The organism is Pseudomonas sp. MF08817 (assembly GCF_059862705.1).
In genome coordinates this window covers 1-15840 of sequence record NZ_JCBCUY010000057.1, presented here as the reverse complement: position 1 = coordinate 15840, position 15840 = coordinate 1, and the positions used below count along the sequence as shown (strand labels likewise).

The window sequence follows — 15840 nt, the reverse complement described above, 5'->3', positions numbered from 1 at the left end:
TCAGCGTCAAGGGCAGCGAGCATCCGTTGCTGAACGGGGCAAACAACCAGCCGCAAATACCCGCACTGCCCAGGTCGCAGGCCATGCCGGGGCCGGCGGCGCAGTGGGTGGCGGTGAACTATCGAGACAAGCAAACCCGTCAAGGCATTCGCGAGGCGGGCTATCAAATTCAGCAACACAAGGGCCCCCAACACGCGGGCAACTTGAAGCCCCAAGGCGACGCCCGCCACGACAACGTGCCGCCGCAGCAGGTGGCTTACGTGAACTACGCGCTGGCAACCGGCGCGCAGGAACCCGCGCATCGGGCCCTGGAACAGGCCTGCGCAGAGACACCGCAAACATCAGGAGAGCGCACATGAACCAACCCCCCAACACCGACCCTGTAGTCCCCGCCGACAACATGCGCGTCGCCCTGGCGTACATCACCGGCGCCCCGGAAAAACTCTTCGACGCCAGTGTCGATACCGCCCTTTGGGTGTGGGAGGCGATCCAAGGGGATTTCAACCAAGACCGCAGCACCGGGCAAATCGCCTTCGACGCGGCGGTTTCCATGGTGCCGCTGGTGGACCAGATCTGCGACATGCGCGACTTGGTCGCCAACTGCCGCGAACTGCAAAAAGACCACAGCAACACCTGGGCCTGGGTCGGCCTGTGCCTGACCCTGATCGGCCTGTTTCCGGTGCTCGGTTCCCTGGTTAAAGGTGTGCTGAAAATCTTCTTCCTGTTTATCCGCCGCTCCGGTGGCCATGCCGTGGAGAAGGCCGTGGACGAGGCGATGACCTGGGTCATTACCTTGCTGCGTAAAAAGGAGGTGATGACGTACTGGGATGCTCTCAAGTGGGGCCAGGTGTTCAAGGAACTGGCTGACGCCATCAAGAAGGTGCGCAATCAGATAGACGTCTTGAGGTTACTGCACGCCTTCGACCGGGGCATTGCCCTGCTCAACACCTTGCTGGGCAAAGTCAAATACGTCCCCGGGGCCGCCGCCAAGGCCGAGCAAACCCTGAACATGGTCAAGGCCGTGCGCCTACAGGCCAATGCCCATATCGGCAAAGCGTTGCAACCGATACGCGACGCCCTCGACATCGTGATCCGCCGGTTGGAAATGGAAGACCTGATGCAGCATCGGGCGATCCTGAACACGGTGAATGTGCACTTTCACGGCGGATTGCCCGAGGCACTGGCGGTGAAATTGATGCGGGATGCGAAGCCGTTGCCGGGGTGGTTGAGTCGGGGGAAGCCGGGAAAATTCAAGCCCCTTGATCCTAAATTTCGCCTCAATTATGTCAACGAGAAAGTTGAGCAAGGCTTTCCGCGCCTCGATGATAAGCAGATCAGAACCTTTGCCAAGGGATTGGAGGCAGTTGAACTGGTCGGTCCTCTACGCCTTTACCGCATCATAGGCCCCGGCAGTGTCGCCAGCGCCCAGGACTGGGTCACGGAAGCCGTGTTCAAGCAAATCATGGATTCAGCCAACCCCAAATCTGCCTGGCGCAAGTACCTGGCGGTGTGGCCGGACTGGAACGTCAATGGCCAGTTCGTGGTGTACGAACTCAAGGCCGGGGAAACCCTCAAGGTCTGGAAAGGCCCCGCGGCGTCCCAGGTCAAAGCGCCCAAGGCTGGTTTGCCGGATCGCTATCTAGAGGGCGGCTGGGAGCAAATCAAGTTCGATGCCAAGTTCATCCGCAACAGCGCCGGCGAAAGTACCGCTGAAGCCTTCGACACCCTGACCTACTACCGCGTGGATCGCCAGACCGGTCGCATGGAGCCTGCCCCGGACATGAACTACGAGCGTTACAAGAACATGTCGCCAGAAGAACAGGAGTTCTATGAGTGCCTGCGCGAAAAAATCAATCACCCCGCCATCAGCGGCCCCTTTGATACCGCCTGGGGCATGACCGACTTTGATACCCAACTTAATAACGTGCGCCTCGGCCTGCCCAACTTACCCGGCCAAGTAACGGAGTTTAAAAAATGAATCCGCTTTATCCGATGACCCCAACTTATCACCTGTCGCTTTGGCAAAAACGCCAGGCAGCAATGCTCTATTACTACTCGTCGCAAAGTTACTTGGACGCGTTGTTGCCGAAGATCGAAGAGTTGATCGTCATGGCCGAGATGCTTTTAGAACGCCGTTCGATTCTCGACCCCCTGATGGTCAGCGAACGCTGGGGCGTGCGCGACACCGCAGCCAACTGGAGCACCGGCGGGTTTCCAGCCTTGATCGAGTACAGGGAAAACACCATGTGGGATATGGCCAAGCGCGCCGACCAGTGCTATGGCATCACGGGCACCAATCAATGCGCCCATATGCTGGGCGAGTTCTCGATGCAATGGGCCACTGCAGAACAGGAAAACGAGTTTCGTAAGCGTGCAGAGCAAGTATTTCGGTACGGCTATGATATTGATGGCGTTATGCAACGATCGTGGAACGACGCTGTTTTTTGGTTTGCATGGCAAGAAGTCAAAGAGCTCTTCCCGCAATTGCCTAAGTTTAAAGTTCATCTGGATATTGAAGGTGAGACGGGGAAAGTACCTGTTCGCACGGGTGTGTACATTCCTCAAGATGATCCCAATGGCGCACTACAGTTTGGTTGGATTGGAGGGGGGGAGGGCTTCTTCAAGCCCCTGGAAGAATGCCAAACCTTTAACGATATTGGTTTGGAGGCATTGAGCTCGGTGGGACGGGCCAAGCTATGGGTAGACGCCTCTGCGATGTTGAACTTCGTCAGGCAGCCACGCCATGCCAATGTTTTCCCTTACTCAGAGGATCCTGCTTACTACCAACTGGGCAATAAAATCTTCACCGAACGCCCCTGCAAGTGGTACTTCGTCGAACTTCTCGAAGGTGAGTTTGAAGACAGCGACCCCGACGCCATGGCCGATGCACCCGGCAGCGAGCCGCAGCACCCGCCGCGCAAAGCCAGCGGCGAGCCGTGCCCCCACGCCGGTTGGTGGTTCAGCCCCGCCCGTGAAGGTTCGCGGCAGTATTTCCGTGATGGCGCGATTTTTCCCAAACTGGAAGGCGACTACGGCTACACCTTCTGGCTCTGGAGCCCGGATCAGTCCAGGCCAACACTTTGATCGTTAAATGCAGGCCAGGTGAACCCGTCTGGTCTGCACTGCCCGGGCACACAACATGAACGCTCTTTATCCGATGACCCCAACTTATCACCTGTCGCTTTGGCAAAAACGCCAGGCAGCCATGCTCTATTACTACTCGTCGCAAAGTTACCTGGACGCGTTGTTGCCGAAGATCGAAGAGTTGATCGTCATGGCTGAGATGCTTTTGGAGCGCCGTTCGATTCTCGACCCCCTGATGGTCAGCGAACGCTGGGGTGTACGCGATACCGCAGCCAACTGGAGCACCGGCGGTTTTCCGGCCTTGATTGCCTATCGGCAAAGCACCATGTGGCATATGGCCAAACGCGCCGACCAGTGCTACGGCATCACGGGAACCAATCAATGCGCCCATATGCTGGGCGAGTTTTCAATGCAATGGGCCACCGCAGAACAGGAGAAAGCGTTTCGCAAACGTGCCAACGAGGTTTTTTCCCACGGGTTCAACATTGATGGAGTTATGGAGCAACGCTGGCGAGACTTCACATTTTGGGTCGCGTGGCGAGAAGTAAAAGGGTGCTTCCATAAATTACCCAAGTTCAAAGTTCACTTCGACATTGAAGGTAAAACGGGACAAGTTCCTCCTCGGACCGGCGTGTACTTACCTCAAGATGATCCCTTCGGCGCTTTGCAGTTTGGTTGGACAGGAGGGGGGATTGGCATGTTTCGACCACTAAAAAAATGCCAAACCTTCAGCGAAATTGGCCTTGATGTGTTGAAAGTAGTTGGCAGAAATTTATGGAGCGACGAAGCAGGGTTATTGCAGTTTGCTCAACAACGCCAGTACACCAGCATTTTTCCCAATATCCAGCACCCGGCACGACAAAAAATAGTAGAGGAAGCCTTCACCGAACGTCCCTGCAAGTGGTACTTCGTCGAACTTCTCGAAGGCGAGTTCGAAGACAGCGACCCCGACGCCATGGCCGACGCGCCCGGCAGCGAGCCGCAGCACCCGCCGCGCAAAGCCAGCGGTGAGCCTTGCCCCCACGCCGGTTGGTGGTTCAGCCCCGCCCGTGAGGGTTCGCGGCAGTATTTCCGTGATGGCGCGATTTTTCCCAAACTGGAAGGCGACTACGGCTACACCTTCTGGCTCTGGAGCCCGGATCAGTCCAGGCCAGCACTGAGTTGAGCCCTGTGGGAGCAACTGTCTTCCCCCTGCCCTTCGTCACCGCCACTCAGTGCCGCCATCGCGAGCAGGCTCGCTCCCACAGACGAAAAATGAAAATCCCAGCCACAGCACAGTTCATCTGTGGGAACGGGCCAGGCGGCGCTCCGCTTGCCCGTGATGGGGCCAAACCCGCCGACCTCGATTTCGGGCCAGGCTCATGGGCTCGGGGCCGCGGGTGTGGCTGGCGCTGGGGGTGTTGGCGGCGGTGGCACGGTGGGTGGGGCCACTTGTTGGGGGACGGGGGGCGGCAGGGGTTGCCAGTTGGCGTCGGGTTGTTGCATGGGCGGGGGGATGGCGCCGCTGAAGGCACCGGTGCCGGTGGAGCGCAGTTTGATGTCGCGGGTGTCGCGCAAGATCATGCCTTCGGTGGAGCTGCGCGCTTCGGTGCCGCTGCTGAAGGTGCTGACCTGGGAGATCGGCAGGTCGAGGTTGCGTTCGATGCGCGGGGTGAGCAGCAGGATGATTTCGGTTTTTTGCTGGGTGCCCAGGTTGGTGCCGAACAGGTGTTTGCCTATCCACGGGATTTTGCTCAGCCACGGCAGGCCCGAGCCTTCGTCGATGTCGGCGGTGCGGATCAGCCCCGAGACCACTTGGGTTTCGTTGTTGCGTGCGGTGAGCATGGTTTTGGTGGCCCGCGAGCCCAGCTCGAAGGTGGCCGGGACATTCTCCGAGCCGGCGATGCGCTTGGTGATGTGGCTCATTTCCACCGACAAGTCGAGGCTGATTTCGTCGCTCAGGCTGATGTTGGGTTTGACTTTGATTTGCAGCCCCACGTCCTGGTAGGTCACCGATGAAGTGGTGATCTGGTTGGCGGTGGTGGTGGTCACCACCGGGATTTTGTCGCCGATGTTCACCGAGGCTTCTTCGCGGTTTTTCACCCGTACCCGGGGGTTGGCCAGGGTTACGGTGTTGCCGCTGCGTTGCAGCATGTTGATGCGCGCCGAGGTGCTGCCGGCGTCCAGCAGGATGTTGTCGCCGTTGATCCCGCGCAGGGCGCTGATGGGCGTGCCGGCCATCACGGCGGGCAGGTTGGCGAAGTTGCCCACCGACACCCCGATGCTTTCGGGGTAGGCGATGCCCAGGTTCATTTCGTCGGTGAGGCTGACTTCCAGCACCTGGATGTCGATGGTTACTTCCGACTGGGCGATGTCGATGGCTTCCACCAGTTTTTCCACGGCGCCCAGGGTGTCGAGGCCGTCGCGCACGATCACTGCGTTGAGGCGCTCGTCCACCAGCACTTCCTTGGGTTTGAGGATTTGCTTGATCTCGGCGGCGATCAGTTTCGGGTCGCTGTGGCTCAGGTAAAAGGTGCGCACCGCCAGTTCGCGGTATTCGCGCTCTTTGTCCGGGCGCGCCGGGTAGATGAGGAAGGTGTTGGCGTTGAGCACTTTCTTTTGCAGTTGCTGGGTCGAGAGCAGCAGGTTGAGGGCGTCTTCGGCGGTGGTGCGGCTGGCCGTGAGGCTGGCGGTGGCGCCGGGGTTGACGTCCTTGTCGATGACGAAGTTGACCCCCGAGAGCTTGGCGATGGTCTCGAAAATCGTGGTCAGGCTCTGGGAGCTGAACTCCAGGCTCACCGGTTTGCGCATGGCCTCGCTCAGGTTCGGGTTGAGGTTGTCGGCCTTGACCAGGTCCTGGGTCAGCAGGTTGCGCAGGTCCAGGGCGGCGCGGTAGTTGGGTTTTTGCGCGATGATCTGGCGCACCTGGCGCAGGGCCTCCAGGGGGTTGGAGTCTTTTATCGCGTAGGCCTGCTGCAACTGTGGGCGCAACTGGCGCATGGTCTCGATGCTTTGGATTTCCTGGCGCGCGCCCAGGTTGCTGGGGTCGTACTTGAGGATGGTCTGCATGGCGGCGATGGCGCCGGCATCGTCGCCGCGCATCAGGGCGTTGTTGGCCTCGCGGCTGTAGTGGGCCACCAGCAGCTCCAGCTTGCTGAACGTGGCGGTGCGCAATTGCACGTCGTCGGGGTTGTCTTTCATTTCAGCCTGGAGCACTTCCACTGAACGCACCAAATCGCCTTGTTGGCGCAGTTCGTCGCTTTCCTCCAGGGCGCGGCGGGTTTCGCAACCGGGCAGGAGCACCAGGGCCAGGGCTAATGAGATGAACGTACGGGTCGCCATGATCGTTCTCTTCGCTTGCCTGCGTGAGGCTCAAGGTGAATCCAGGCGCAGGGTGGTCACCTGGCCCAGGGGCAGGTACTGGATGACCACGGCGCTGTCGCTGAGTTTTTCCAGCCGATAGTGCGCATCGAGTTTGCCGCCGGGTTCGATATGCCCGGGCACCGCGCAGCGTCGGCACAGGGTGTAGCGCGTGCCCTGGCCTTGCAGGACGACGATTTTCGCCTGGTTCTGGTAGCGCCACTGGGCGCTGACGGTGAACGGGAACGGTGGCGCGCGGGGTGCCTGGCTCACCGGGGCGGCGGCGGGGGGCGGTGGCATCCAGGTCTGGCTGGGGAAGATGTCCACTCTGGCCAGTGCCTCGGCGCTGTCGCTGGCGGGAGGGGGGCTGTCGTCCGGGGCTGGCGCGGGCGTGGGGCGGGTGTTGGGCGCGGGCGTTTCCTGCGGTGGCGGGGGGCTGTCTTGCCAAAACAGCCAGGCGCAACCGAGCACCGTCAGCCCCAGCAACACGCGCAAGTACAGGGGCAGTTTCATTCGAGCACCCCCAACAGGCTTACCTTGAGGTTGATCGCCAGTTGGCTGGCGGTGATGTCCTTGCGCTCCAGCACCAGGTTTTCCACGCGCACGGCCGGTTGCTGAACGATGTCGTCCAGGGCCCTGCGCAGCGCCGGGTAGCTCCCGGTCACGGGGATTTCCACCTCCAGGCGCTGCACCTGGGCGTCGCCGGGGCTGGAGTAGGCCAGGTTGGTCTGGTCGATGCTGAAACCCTGTTCTTGCAACAGGCTCAACACCCGCTCCAGGCGCATGGCGAAGGCCTGTGCGGTGGGCAGTTTATTGACCGCCGAGGGTTCTGTGACAAAGACCTCCTGGGGGCGTGCGGCGATGGCGCTTTCCAGCTCCGCGCGGCGCACGCTGTCCTGGGCCCGCGCCGGGCCGGTGACGCCGATGTCGATCAGCACGGCGGCGGCGATCACCAGCAACGCCAACCCTCCGGCAAAACCCAGGGCCTGGCGCGCCAGCATCAACCCCCAGCGCAGGCGCGCCAGCAGAGGCTCGGGTTGTAGGGCGCGGGGGAGGCGGTTCATGGCGTCATTGCCCGCGGATGTTCAGTTTGACGACCACCGGCCGCGCCGGGTCGTTGGGTTTGCGTGCGCTTTGTTGCAGGCTGACGGCCAGGTTGGGTTGCGCCTTGAGGCGCTCGACAAAACGAAAGGCATCGCGCAGCACCCGCGCTTCGAGGTCCAGGTTCAGTTCGCGGGTCAGGGTGTTGACCTCCACTCGCGTCACGGCCACTTCCTTTAGCCACGCCTGGCCCAGGGTGTCGAGCAAGGGGAAGGGGGTGAGGGCCTGCTCGGCGAACAGCGCCAGCTGTTTTTTCTGCTGCGGCGTGGTGCGGATCGCGGCTTGGATCAGGCGTTCCTGTTGCCGCGCTAACTGCACGAAGTGCTGCTCCAGTTCGTCGGTGTGGCGCTGTTGCGCCTGCAACGCCTGCCAGTGTTGCCAGGCGATGAACGCCAGCACCAAGGCTAGGAGCCATAGCACCGCCACCAGGCCTTTGTGGGCGAGGTGCTGGCGCTGGAAGTCGACACGCGGGCCTTGGCCGGCGCGGGCCCGCTGCCAGTGTCGGTGCAGGCGTGCGCGCAGGGGGGCGATCATCCGGCGTCCTCCTGCATCCATGGGTGGAGCGGGCCGAGCCAGTGGCCGTCGCTGGCGGTGGGCGGGCGCGGGCCTGCGACGACCACCGCGGCAGGGTTCTCGGCGCTCAGCACCGCGGCGGCGAACAGGCTGCTGTGCAGCGGCGTGCCTGGGGCGACCGGCAGGGCGCAGGCCTGGGTCGCTTCACCGCCATGCAGGTACAGGCAGCTCAGGGCGCTAGCCTCGGGCACGGCCAATACGCCGTCGGCGGGCAGTTGCTGCCAGTAGCGCTGGGCGGTGGCGGTGAGCAACGGCAGGCACGTCCCCAGCGGCAGGTGTTGGGCCTGGAACAGCAGGCGCAAGGCGTGCAGCAACTCCAGCGGGGTGGCCACCGCCAGGCGTGCGGCGCCGAACGGCGCACTGGCGATTTGCACCTGGCACTGCGCCGGGTCCACGCCGGCGTCTTGCAGGAAGGTGGCGCGGGCAAAGCCTTGCCAGTCATCCGGGCTGTAGAGGCGGTCCTGCCAGGGCAGCATCAGGTAGTGCACATGGGGAAAGCCCAGCAGCACGTGGGCGCGGTCGAGGCGTTTGAGGCGCCCGCGTGGTGCCTGTTCCAGCAGCTCGGCACAGGCTTCCAGCGGCTCGCCGTTGTGCTGGGCGTGCCACACCGGGCCCTCGCGCCAGCGGTCGCGGGCGGCCCAGGTTGTGCCTTCGCCGCCCAGTAGCACAGCGTGCTCAATACAAAGAGATGACACGGTGAATCTCCCGCAGCGTGGTGTGGCCCAGCGCCGCATGGGCCAGGGCGATGTCGCGGATGAACACGTGGCCCGATTCCAGCGCCAGCTCGCGCAGGGCGGCGGCGGAGCTGCGGTGCAGCAGGCCTTCCTTGATGCTGTCGGTGACGCTCAGCACTTCGGCCAGGGCCAGGCGCCCGCGGTAGCCGGTGTGGCGGCAGGCCTCGCACCCGGTGCCGACGCGGTAATGGGCCTGCTTGAGTTGCTGGGGTGAGAGCTTGGCCAGGCGCACCAGTTCAGGGTCGGGTTTGGCTTCCACCGCGCACTCGCTGCAAATGCGCCGCACCAGGCGCTGGGCCACGACACCGTTGAGGGCCTCGACGAAACTGGCCGGTTCCACCTCCATGTAGATAAAACGCTCCAGCACGCTGAAGGCGCTGTTGGCGTGCACCGAGGACATCACCAGGTGCCCGGTGAGCGCCGCTTGCACGGCGATGCCGGCGGTTTCGCCGTCGCGGATCTCGCCCACCAGAATGGTGTCCGGGTCGTGACGCAGCACCGAGCGCAGGCCGCGGGCGAAGGTCAGGCCCTTTTTGTCGTTGACCGGGATTTGCAGCACGCCGGGCAGTTCGTATTCCACCGGGTCTTCGATGGTGATGATTTTTTTCTCGCCGGTGTTGGTTTCCGACAGTGCCGCGTAGAGGGTGGTGGATTTGCCGCTGCCGGTGGGGCCGGTGACCAGCAGCATGCCGTAGGGCTCGCTGGCCAGGGTGCGGATGCGGGCAATGGTGTCGGCGTCCAGGCCCAGGGTGTCGAGGGTCAGGGATTCGCCGCGCTGGGACTTGTCCAGCACCCGCAGCACCGCGTCCTCGCCGTGGATGCTGGGCATGATCGACACCCGGAAATCCACCTCGCGGCCCTGCATGCGCACCTTGAAGCGCCCGTCCTGGGGCACCCGCCGCTCGCCGATGTCCAGCTCCGACAACACCTTGAGCCGCGACAGCGCCTGCTCGGCCATGTCCAGCCCCGGTGCCTGGCCCATCTGCTGCAACACGCCGTCGATGCGGTACTTGATGACCAGGCCCTGGGGCGTGGATTCCACGTGGATATCGCTGGCGTGGCTTTGCAAGGCGTCGAACAGCATGGAGTTGACCAGGCGCACCACCGGGTTGTCGTCGCGGGCGATGCTGCTCAGGGAAATCTCCTGGGCAGCCTGCATGACCCGGGCGTTTTCGTCGTCGCCGCCAAAGGGTTGCATCACCCGTTGGCTGGCCTCGGCCAGGGTCAGTTGCGCCTTGACCGCGCCGGGCAGGCTCATGGCCAGGGGCAGGCCGCGCAGGGCCGCACTGGCTTGCACCCAGTTGCGCGCGGCCAGGGAGAACGGTTCGCCCAACACCAGGCACGGCGCGCCTTGCCAGTCGATAGGCAACAAGTCGTGGATCAGCGCCTGGGGCAGCGCCAGCAGGTCGAAGCGCCAATGTTCGGCCAACGCGGTGGCGGGGATTGCCAGCAGGCCCACGCCTGCGGCCACGGCCTCCAGTTGCTGCGGCTCGGCGCTGAGCAAAGCGTGCAAAAAATCCGGCAGGCTCTGGCCTTGCTCAAGTGCCTGGGCCTGCCAGGCGTGCCATAGGTCGCTCATCACTCACCCCTGAATTGAGCCGGCCAATTCAAAGATCGGCATGTACAGCATGAACACGATCAGCCCGATCAAGCCGCCGACCACTAGCATCAGCAACGGCTCGAACACCTTGCTGAACAATTCGATGGCCCGCTCCAGCGCCTCGTCGTGGAACTGCGCGATACGTTCGCACATGGCCGCCAGTTCGCCGCTCTGCTCGCCTACCCGCAGCAGCCGCTCGGCCACGGGGGTGGTCAGTTGGTAGCGGGCCAGGGAGGTGGACAGCGGCTGGCCGGCCTTGATGTCGGTCATGGCCTGGTGCAAATCGCCCTGGCGCTCGGCGGGCAGCAGCGCGCCCGATAACTCCACCGCCATCACCACCGGCATGCCGCCCATCAGCAGCATGCCGGCGGTGCGGTAGAAACGGGCGAGGACAAACAGGGTGCGCTGAGCCCCGAGGCTGGGGACCTTCCAGAACAACGCCGCCACGCGGCTTTTGAAGGCGGCGGTGCGCATCAGCAGGCCAAGGCCGACGAGGGCCGCCAGCGTCGCGCCCAGCAGCGCCAGGCCACGCTGTTCCACCAACGCGCCCCACCACACCATAAAACGCGCCGTGGCCGGCAGGTCGGCGACCGAGTCGAACACCGAGGCAAAACGCGGGATCACGAAAAACAGCAGGAACAGCAAAATCAGCGCGCCGACACTGAGCACCACCAAGGGGTACATCAGCGCGCCGCTCACCCGTTTCTTGACCTTTTCCAGGTGCGCCTCGAAGTGGTGGTAGCGGCGCAAAGCAATGGACAACTGGCCGCTGTGTTCGGAGGAGGCGACGGTGGCGATCAGCAGCGAGGGGAACAGCGCGGCTTTCATCTGCATGGCCTTGGACAGCGAGTTGCCCTGGTACATGGCGTCCAGCAGTTCGCTCAGGACCTGGCGGTTGATCCCCGGCGCGGCTTTGTCGCGCAGGGTCTCCACGGCTTCTACCAGCACCAGCCCGGCGTCGAGCAGCACCACCAGTTCCTGGATGAACAGGCCCAGGCCGAACTTGGCGCCACGGCCCTGCCACTTCAGTTGGCGGCGTTGTTGCAGGGAGATGACGTGGCTGCCATCGGCCTGCAATTGCTGGCGCGCCTGGGCCAGGTCCAGGGCCTGGATGCGCAGGCTTTGCACATGGCCCTGGCGCAGTACGCGGGCGTCGAATTCGTTCATGGCGTGGGCACCGCCCGTTGCTGGCGCGCCAGCGACAACTGGCCGTAGTAGCGCCACACCGCCTCGGCGTAGCGGGCGCGGCGGGCATCTCCTTGCGGCCGGGTGCCGGCGTTGTAGGCGCCCACCGCGTGCCAGCCGTAGCCAGACTGGCGAATGAACTCGGCGAGGATCCACGCCCCCACCATCACGCTGGTGCAGGGCTGCGATTGCAGGCTGTGTTCGTCGATGCCGTAGGCGGCGAGGCGCGGCAGGTGGCGGCTGTTGATCTGCATCAGGCCGATGTCGTAGCTGCCGTCGCGGTTGAGGTTGCGCGCGCCGGGGTTGAGGCCCGATTCCACCTTGGCGATGGCATACAGCAGCAGTGGGTCGATGTGGTAACGGCTGCCCGCCGCTTGCCAGCAGGTGGCCTGGGCGGTGCTGGCCAGCAGGCTGGCGAACAGGGCGATGGCGAGTCGGCGCAGGGTCATGGCGAGTCCCTTGGGCATGGGCGTGCCCAGGCTTCAGAGGCCGTGGACGATGTCGGCGGAGGTGCCTTCGCCGCCGGCCTTGGCATCGCGGCCCAGGGAGATGATTTCCACCTCATGGGCCGCCCCCGGGTTTTTAAATTGGTAGGGGGTGTTCCATGGGTCGGGCGGCACGCTCTTGGGCAGGTAGGGGCCGTGCCAGCCCGGTTCGCTGGCCGGGCGCTCGGTGAGGGCGTTGAGGCCCAGGGCTTCGCTGGGGTAGCGGCCGTTGTCGAGGCGGTATTGGTTGAGGGCGTCGCCCAGGGATTTCATCTGGCCCTTGGCGGTCTGCACCTTGGCCAGTTCCAGGCGATCGAACATTTTCGGCCCGACATACCCGGCCAGCAGGGCGATGATTAACAGCACCACCAGCAGTTCCAGCAAGGTGAAACCACGGGTGCGACGGGAATGGGACGCGCGTGACAAGGATATCGGCTTCATGAAAGTTACCCTGCTGGGAGTGCCAAGGTAGGCGGTTGTGTATAACTCTCCCGGCCCGTTATGCAACGGGCACCGCCGGCAGAACTGTTGCCCCTGCTCCATTAGTACAACTAAGCGTCCCTGTATCAGTACTGACTATAGCAGCGATGGGAAATAACAAAGTTCCATTGTTAGTTATAGCGCCTGGCTATTTTTGTAATGAGATAATTGAATATAAAAAGCGTGCTGGGACTAAAGCGCCGCACATAAGTGCGGCGCCATAAGTTGGATCAAAGTTTGCAATTCAAAGTGGGTTCCAGGCATCCCTCCAATCGGAACCTACACCCGGTTCATAGTGCGTTGGCGACTGCCCGCACCATCCGCTGTTGGGGAAGTCCCGGCATTGGTAGTTCTTGCCCTTGTGGGACACTTTATCCCCCGGCTTGTAGCTGGTGCCGGGGCTGTAGGCCGGGAAGTCATCGCCGCCGCCGGTGGAGGGGGTGACCGTGATGTTGTGGGTTTTCTGGGCGACGGTGTGGTTGGATGAGTCGTCAACAGCCAGGCGTGCCCAGATTGCGGTGGGCGTGGTAACCGTGGGCGCGGTGAACTGATGGATCGGCTGGCGGCCGTCAATCTGCGCGAAGGCGGCAATCCATTGGTACCTCAGGCTACCGTTGCCGTTCTGGCCCTGGGTTTTGCTGCCATCGAGGGTGAACTGCTCGCCCGACTTGACGGTGGTTGGGCCCTCGATCACCACAATCGGTGGGTTTGGGTTGACCGGTTCGGGTTCACCGCCGCTGCTGATGCTCATGGCGGGGGAGTCGTTGCGGTTGCGCACGAACACCGAGTTGGCCCGCCAATCGCTCTCATTGAACGTTATGCCGTGTTGCTTGGCGCGGCTCATGGGCTCCTCGCCAATCACCACGTTCGAGGGTGGGACCTTGTTGAAGATCTGTTTGCCCCAGACATTGGGGTGGGTGTTTTGCGCGGTGATGGCTTGCTTCACATCGACGATTTCATGGGCGTCGCCCGAGCCGCTCAGCACGCGAAAGCGCACGGTGTCGCCGGCCTTGGGCTGGATTTCGGCGGGGATGAAGGAGCCCTTGTCGAACAGTTCCGGTTCGGGAATGCCGGTGTCCTTGAAGGTGATGTCGCTGCAGTTGTAGAAACCTTCCCCCGCCGGGTCTTCCCGCTGCCAGCGTACATACACCACCGCGTCGCCGGTACGGCCGGGCGGCAACGGAGCCTTGACCTCGAAGAAGCCGCTGGCCCCGGAGATGGTGGGTTGGGTCTGCCAGTCGGTGCGCGCTGTGGTAAAGCGCTCGGAGTGGATCAGATCCAGGTCATCCCAGCCCAGGGGGCGCGTGCCGTCATAGCTGGCCTTGCTCAGGTAAATCTTGGCAAAGCTGGGCACATGGGGCGCGGTGCCGATGATGCGCACCGTCATGCTGTCGGAGGCGGTCAGCGCGGTTTTGTGCCAGTAGGGCGTGACCACGTCCAGGCTGGCTTTTTTCGGGTCCCCGGCGGCGCACAGCTTGCCGTTGGGGATGGCGGCCATTACTGCGTTGTCGTTGTTGTAGTCCGGTACCAGCATGGCCACTTCGTTCCATTGCTGGGCGGGGTAGGCCCGCTCGGCGGGCGTGGAGAAGATTGCCGCCGCTTCACGGCAACCACGGTCGGGAATGGACGAGCCGTCTGGCGATTGCCATTCGCCGCCGGCCAGTTTGCAGTTCACCTGGCGGGCAATGGGAATGTCCACGGCGCCGTGGCCCCAGCCAACGGCTGGCAAGGCCAGTGTCGCGGCCAGCAACCCCTGTAGCAGGTATCGCTTATAGGTCTGTAAATGCTTCATTGTCGAATCCACCTTCAAATCACAGGAAAAGTTGCGCGCACGCACGCAACGGTTGTGTCCGAACGTTGTTGGGGTCATCCAGTGGCGGGGCCTCCCGGTGCTTCGTTTCGCGGTGGAGGGCTACTCTGTCCAGGGCTATACAGAAACAACCACCCTTGATAACTGCTCTGTCCTGAGAAGTTGCGGTCGTCCTTGCGAAAGTTGCCTTGCTTGAATGGCGTGCCTTTGGCCTGGCTGTAAACGCCCATGATGGTGTCGCCGGGGCCCTTGACGATGCCCCAGTCGGGCTTGCCGCTGAGGGGGTCGTGGTAGACGCGGCGCAGGTAGCGCTTGACGGTGGGCTGGCGGCGGTCCTGCAGCAGCTCGTCAAGGGTCTTGGGGTAGGTATTGGCGATTTGGTAGTACAGGCCGATGGCGCGGCGGATTTCCCCACCGCGGGCCAAGAGGTCCGCCTCGCGTTCACGGCGCAGCACGCTGGACCACAGCGTGCCGGTCTGCATCAACATCACGGCCACTAGTGCCACCGCCACCAGCATGCCCAGGAACACCGAGCCCTGCTGGCGCCGCCGGCCGCGCCGCGCGTTACCAGGTTGCATACTCGGTTCCGTCATTGCCCTGGCCGGGCGCACCACTGCGCACATCGCCCAGGCCTTGCTCTTCGCCCGTTTCCAGCTGCCAGGTGTCGCGCTTGCCCGTGATGGGGTCCAGGGGGATTTCCCGCAGGTAGCGTCGGGTCACCAGCTCTTCCAGGGACGGCGGGTTGGCGCCCTGGTCTTCGCGGTATTGGTCCAGCGCTTGGCGGATGGTCGCCAGGTTATGGCGCAACACGGTTTCCTGGGCCTTGCTGTGTTGACGGAAGAACTGCGGGGTGACCAGGGTCATCAGGGTGGCGATGATCGCCATGACCACCAGCAGCTCGATCAGGGTAAAACCGCCCTGGCCGCGCGAGCGCCGGCGAGCGGCGTTACCACTGGCTGTAGGGAGTTCCATTGAGGCTCTCGCGGGTGCTGCGGGAGTAGATGTCAAACACATCGTCTCCCTCGGAGGGGTCTTCGCCGGTGCTGGCGTAGCTGCGTAGTTGCCAAGTGTCGGCTGCTGCCTGGTCTGGGCATTGGCACATCGGGTCACGGGGGATGCGGCGCAGGAAGTAGAGCTTTTTGCCCTTGAGGTCGGTCTTGTCGGTGACGCCTTCGACCAGGGCTTGCAGGGTCGGCGGGTAGCCGCTGGCGGTGAGGCTTTTTTCGATACGCCCGTCATCGGACGCTTCTTTATAAGTGTCGATCGCGCGCCGAATTTCACGCAGCGAGCGTTGCAACTCGACTTCCCGTTCGCGTTTACCCATCCTGAATTCAACACATAAGTGCAACGCTCACCCCTGCATAAACTTCGTACGGCGTCTTCCAGCCCAGGCGTTTTCGCGGGCGTAAATTGATCTTCGTTACCACGCGACTGACCGCCTCGACGGTC

17 protein-coding genes and 1 pseudogene are annotated in these 15840 nt (G+C 63.0%); 4 read left to right on the top strand and 14 right to left on the bottom strand.

The window, feature by feature from the left end:
- The 4 genes from AC19YR_RS23450 to AC19YR_RS23435 all read left to right on the top strand — a co-directional run.
- On the top strand, nucleotides 1-359 hold a 359-nt coding region (locus AC19YR_RS23450), incomplete at its 5' end, for a hypothetical protein (protein ID WP_256576670.1).
- The gene (locus AC19YR_RS23445) at nucleotides 356-1978 is read left to right on the top strand and encodes a hypothetical protein (RefSeq protein ID WP_500600331.1); all 1623 of its coding nucleotides are present in this window, start codon (nucleotides 356-358) and stop codon (nucleotides 1976-1978) included. The genes AC19YR_RS23450 and AC19YR_RS23445, both read left to right, overlap by 4 nt.
- Nucleotides 1975-3084 (top strand): hypothetical protein, encoded by a 1110-nt coding sequence (locus tag AC19YR_RS23440; RefSeq protein ID WP_500600330.1) that lies wholly within the window; start codon nucleotides 1975-1977, stop codon nucleotides 3082-3084. The genes AC19YR_RS23445 and AC19YR_RS23440 overlap by 4 nt, the downstream gene beginning before the upstream one ends.
- A gap of 55 nt (nucleotides 3085-3139) precedes the next feature.
- Complete coding sequence (locus AC19YR_RS23435; RefSeq protein WP_500600329.1) at nucleotides 3140-4249, top strand: hypothetical protein; 1110 nt, start codon at nucleotides 3140-3142, stop codon at nucleotides 4247-4249.
- A 194-nt stretch (nucleotides 4250-4443) separates the two neighbouring features.
- Here the strand turns inward: AC19YR_RS23435 and AC19YR_RS23430 are convergent, their stop codons facing one another.
- The 14 genes and pseudogenes from AC19YR_RS23430 to AC19YR_RS23365 all read right to left on the bottom strand — a co-directional run.
- Entirely contained in the window at nucleotides 4444-6405 is a 1962-nt protein-coding gene (locus AC19YR_RS23430) for a secretin GspD/PilQ domain-containing protein (protein ID WP_500600328.1), read from the bottom strand.
- 30 nt (nucleotides 6406-6435) lie between these two features.
- Nucleotides 6436-6936: a hypothetical protein gene (locus tag AC19YR_RS23425; RefSeq protein ID WP_500600327.1), complete on the bottom strand. Its 501-nt coding sequence runs from the start codon at nucleotides 6934-6936 to the stop codon at nucleotides 6436-6438.
- On the bottom strand, nucleotides 6933-7487 hold the full coding sequence (locus AC19YR_RS23420) for a GspMb/PilO family protein (protein ID WP_500600326.1): 555 nt from the start codon (nucleotides 7485-7487) through the stop codon (nucleotides 6933-6935). Before AC19YR_RS23420 ends, AC19YR_RS23425 begins: the two co-directional genes overlap by 4 nt.
- Nucleotides 7488-7491: 4 nt before the next feature.
- Entirely contained in the window at nucleotides 7492-8058 is a 567-nt protein-coding gene (locus AC19YR_RS23415; protein WP_256576652.1) for a hypothetical protein, read from the bottom strand.
- Entirely contained in the window at nucleotides 8055-8792 is a 738-nt protein-coding gene (locus tag AC19YR_RS23410; RefSeq protein WP_500600325.1) for a hypothetical protein, read from the bottom strand. Before AC19YR_RS23410 ends, AC19YR_RS23415 begins: the two co-directional genes overlap by 4 nt.
- Nucleotides 8773-10410: a GspE/PulE family protein gene (locus AC19YR_RS23405; RefSeq protein WP_500600324.1), complete on the bottom strand. Its 1638-nt coding sequence runs from the start codon at nucleotides 10408-10410 to the stop codon at nucleotides 8773-8775. Before AC19YR_RS23405 ends, AC19YR_RS23410 begins: the two co-directional genes overlap by 20 nt.
- Before the next feature lie 3 nt (nucleotides 10411-10413).
- On the bottom strand, nucleotides 10414-11598 hold the full coding sequence (locus AC19YR_RS23400; protein WP_500600323.1) for a type II secretion system F family protein: 1185 nt from the start codon (nucleotides 11596-11598) through the stop codon (nucleotides 10414-10416).
- On the bottom strand, nucleotides 11595-12065 hold the full coding sequence (locus AC19YR_RS23395; RefSeq protein ID WP_095110945.1) for a transglycosylase SLT domain-containing protein: 471 nt from the start codon (nucleotides 12063-12065) through the stop codon (nucleotides 11595-11597). Before AC19YR_RS23395 ends, AC19YR_RS23400 begins: the two co-directional genes overlap by 4 nt.
- A gap of 33 nt (nucleotides 12066-12098) precedes the next feature.
- Entirely contained in the window at nucleotides 12099-12542 is a 444-nt protein-coding gene (gspG, locus tag AC19YR_RS23390; protein WP_500600322.1) for a type II secretion system major pseudopilin GspG, read from the bottom strand.
- Between the two features lie 283 nt (nucleotides 12543-12825).
- Complete coding sequence (locus tag AC19YR_RS23385; protein WP_176465163.1) at nucleotides 12826-14373, bottom strand: lytic polysaccharide monooxygenase; 1548 nt, start codon at nucleotides 14371-14373, stop codon at nucleotides 12826-12828.
- A 74-nt stretch (nucleotides 14374-14447) separates the two neighbouring features.
- Nucleotides 14448-14969, bottom strand: a complete 522-nt coding sequence (locus AC19YR_RS23380; protein ID WP_176465162.1) for a type II secretion system protein — start codon at nucleotides 14967-14969, stop codon at nucleotides 14448-14450.
- The gene (locus AC19YR_RS23375) at nucleotides 14956-15363 is read right to left on the bottom strand and encodes a type II secretion system protein (RefSeq protein WP_095110942.1); all 408 of its coding nucleotides are present in this window, start codon (nucleotides 15361-15363) and stop codon (nucleotides 14956-14958) included. The genes AC19YR_RS23380 and AC19YR_RS23375 overlap by 14 nt, the downstream gene beginning before the upstream one ends.
- Nucleotides 15338-15715, bottom strand: a complete 378-nt coding sequence (locus AC19YR_RS23370) for a hypothetical protein (protein ID WP_500600321.1) — start codon at nucleotides 15713-15715, stop codon at nucleotides 15338-15340. Before AC19YR_RS23370 ends, AC19YR_RS23375 begins: the two co-directional genes overlap by 26 nt.
- 7 nt (nucleotides 15716-15722) lie before the next feature.
- Nucleotides 15723-15840: pseudogene (locus AC19YR_RS23365) on the bottom strand (IS30 family transposase); the annotation flags it as partial.

What these genes read in the sequence shown, in the direction of transcription:
- AC19YR_RS23445 (WP_500600331.1), top strand. Translation starts at nt 356, where the DNA reads ATGAACCAACCCCCCAACACCGACCCTGTAGTCCCCGCCGACAACATG.
- AC19YR_RS23440 (WP_500600330.1), top strand. Translation starts at nt 1,975, where the DNA reads ATGAATCCGCTTTATCCGATGACCCCAACTTATCACCTGTCGCTTTGG.
- AC19YR_RS23435 (WP_500600329.1), top strand. Translation starts at nt 3,140, where the DNA reads ATGAACGCTCTTTATCCGATGACCCCAACTTATCACCTGTCGCTTTGG.
- AC19YR_RS23430 (WP_500600328.1), bottom strand. Translation starts at nt 6,405, where the DNA reads ATGGCGACCCGTACGTTCATCTCATTAGCCCTGGCCCTGGTGCTCCTG.
- AC19YR_RS23425 (WP_500600327.1), bottom strand. Translation starts at nt 6,936, where the DNA reads ATGAAACTGCCCCTGTACTTGCGCGTGTTGCTGGGGCTGACGGTGCTC.
- AC19YR_RS23420 (WP_500600326.1), bottom strand. Translation starts at nt 7,487, where the DNA reads ATGAACCGCCTCCCCCGCGCCCTACAACCCGAGCCTCTGCTGGCGCGC.
- AC19YR_RS23415 (WP_256576652.1), bottom strand. Translation starts at nt 8,058, where the DNA reads ATGATCGCCCCCCTGCGCGCACGCCTGCACCGACACTGGCAGCGGGCC.
- AC19YR_RS23405 (WP_500600324.1), bottom strand. Translation starts at nt 10,410, where the DNA reads ATGAGCGACCTATGGCACGCCTGGCAGGCCCAGGCACTTGAGCAAGGC.
- AC19YR_RS23400 (WP_500600323.1), bottom strand. Translation starts at nt 11,598, where the DNA reads ATGAACGAATTCGACGCCCGCGTACTGCGCCAGGGCCATGTGCAAAGC.
- AC19YR_RS23395 (WP_095110945.1), bottom strand. Translation starts at nt 12,065, where the DNA reads ATGACCCTGCGCCGACTCGCCATCGCCCTGTTCGCCAGCCTGCTGGCC.
- gspG (WP_500600322.1), bottom strand. Translation starts at nt 12,542, where the DNA reads ATGAAGCCGATATCCTTGTCACGCGCGTCCCATTCCCGTCGCACCCGT.
- AC19YR_RS23385 (WP_176465163.1), bottom strand. Translation starts at nt 14,373, where the DNA reads ATGAAGCATTTACAGACCTATAAGCGATACCTGCTACAGGGGTTGCTG.
- AC19YR_RS23380 (WP_176465162.1), bottom strand. Translation starts at nt 14,969, where the DNA reads ATGCAACCTGGTAACGCGCGGCGCGGCCGGCGGCGCCAGCAGGGCTCG.
- AC19YR_RS23375 (WP_095110942.1), bottom strand. Translation starts at nt 15,363, where the DNA reads ATGGAACTCCCTACAGCCAGTGGTAACGCCGCTCGCCGGCGCTCGCGC.
- AC19YR_RS23370 (WP_500600321.1), bottom strand. Translation starts at nt 15,715, where the DNA reads ATGGGTAAACGCGAACGGGAAGTCGAGTTGCAACGCTCGCTGCGTGAA.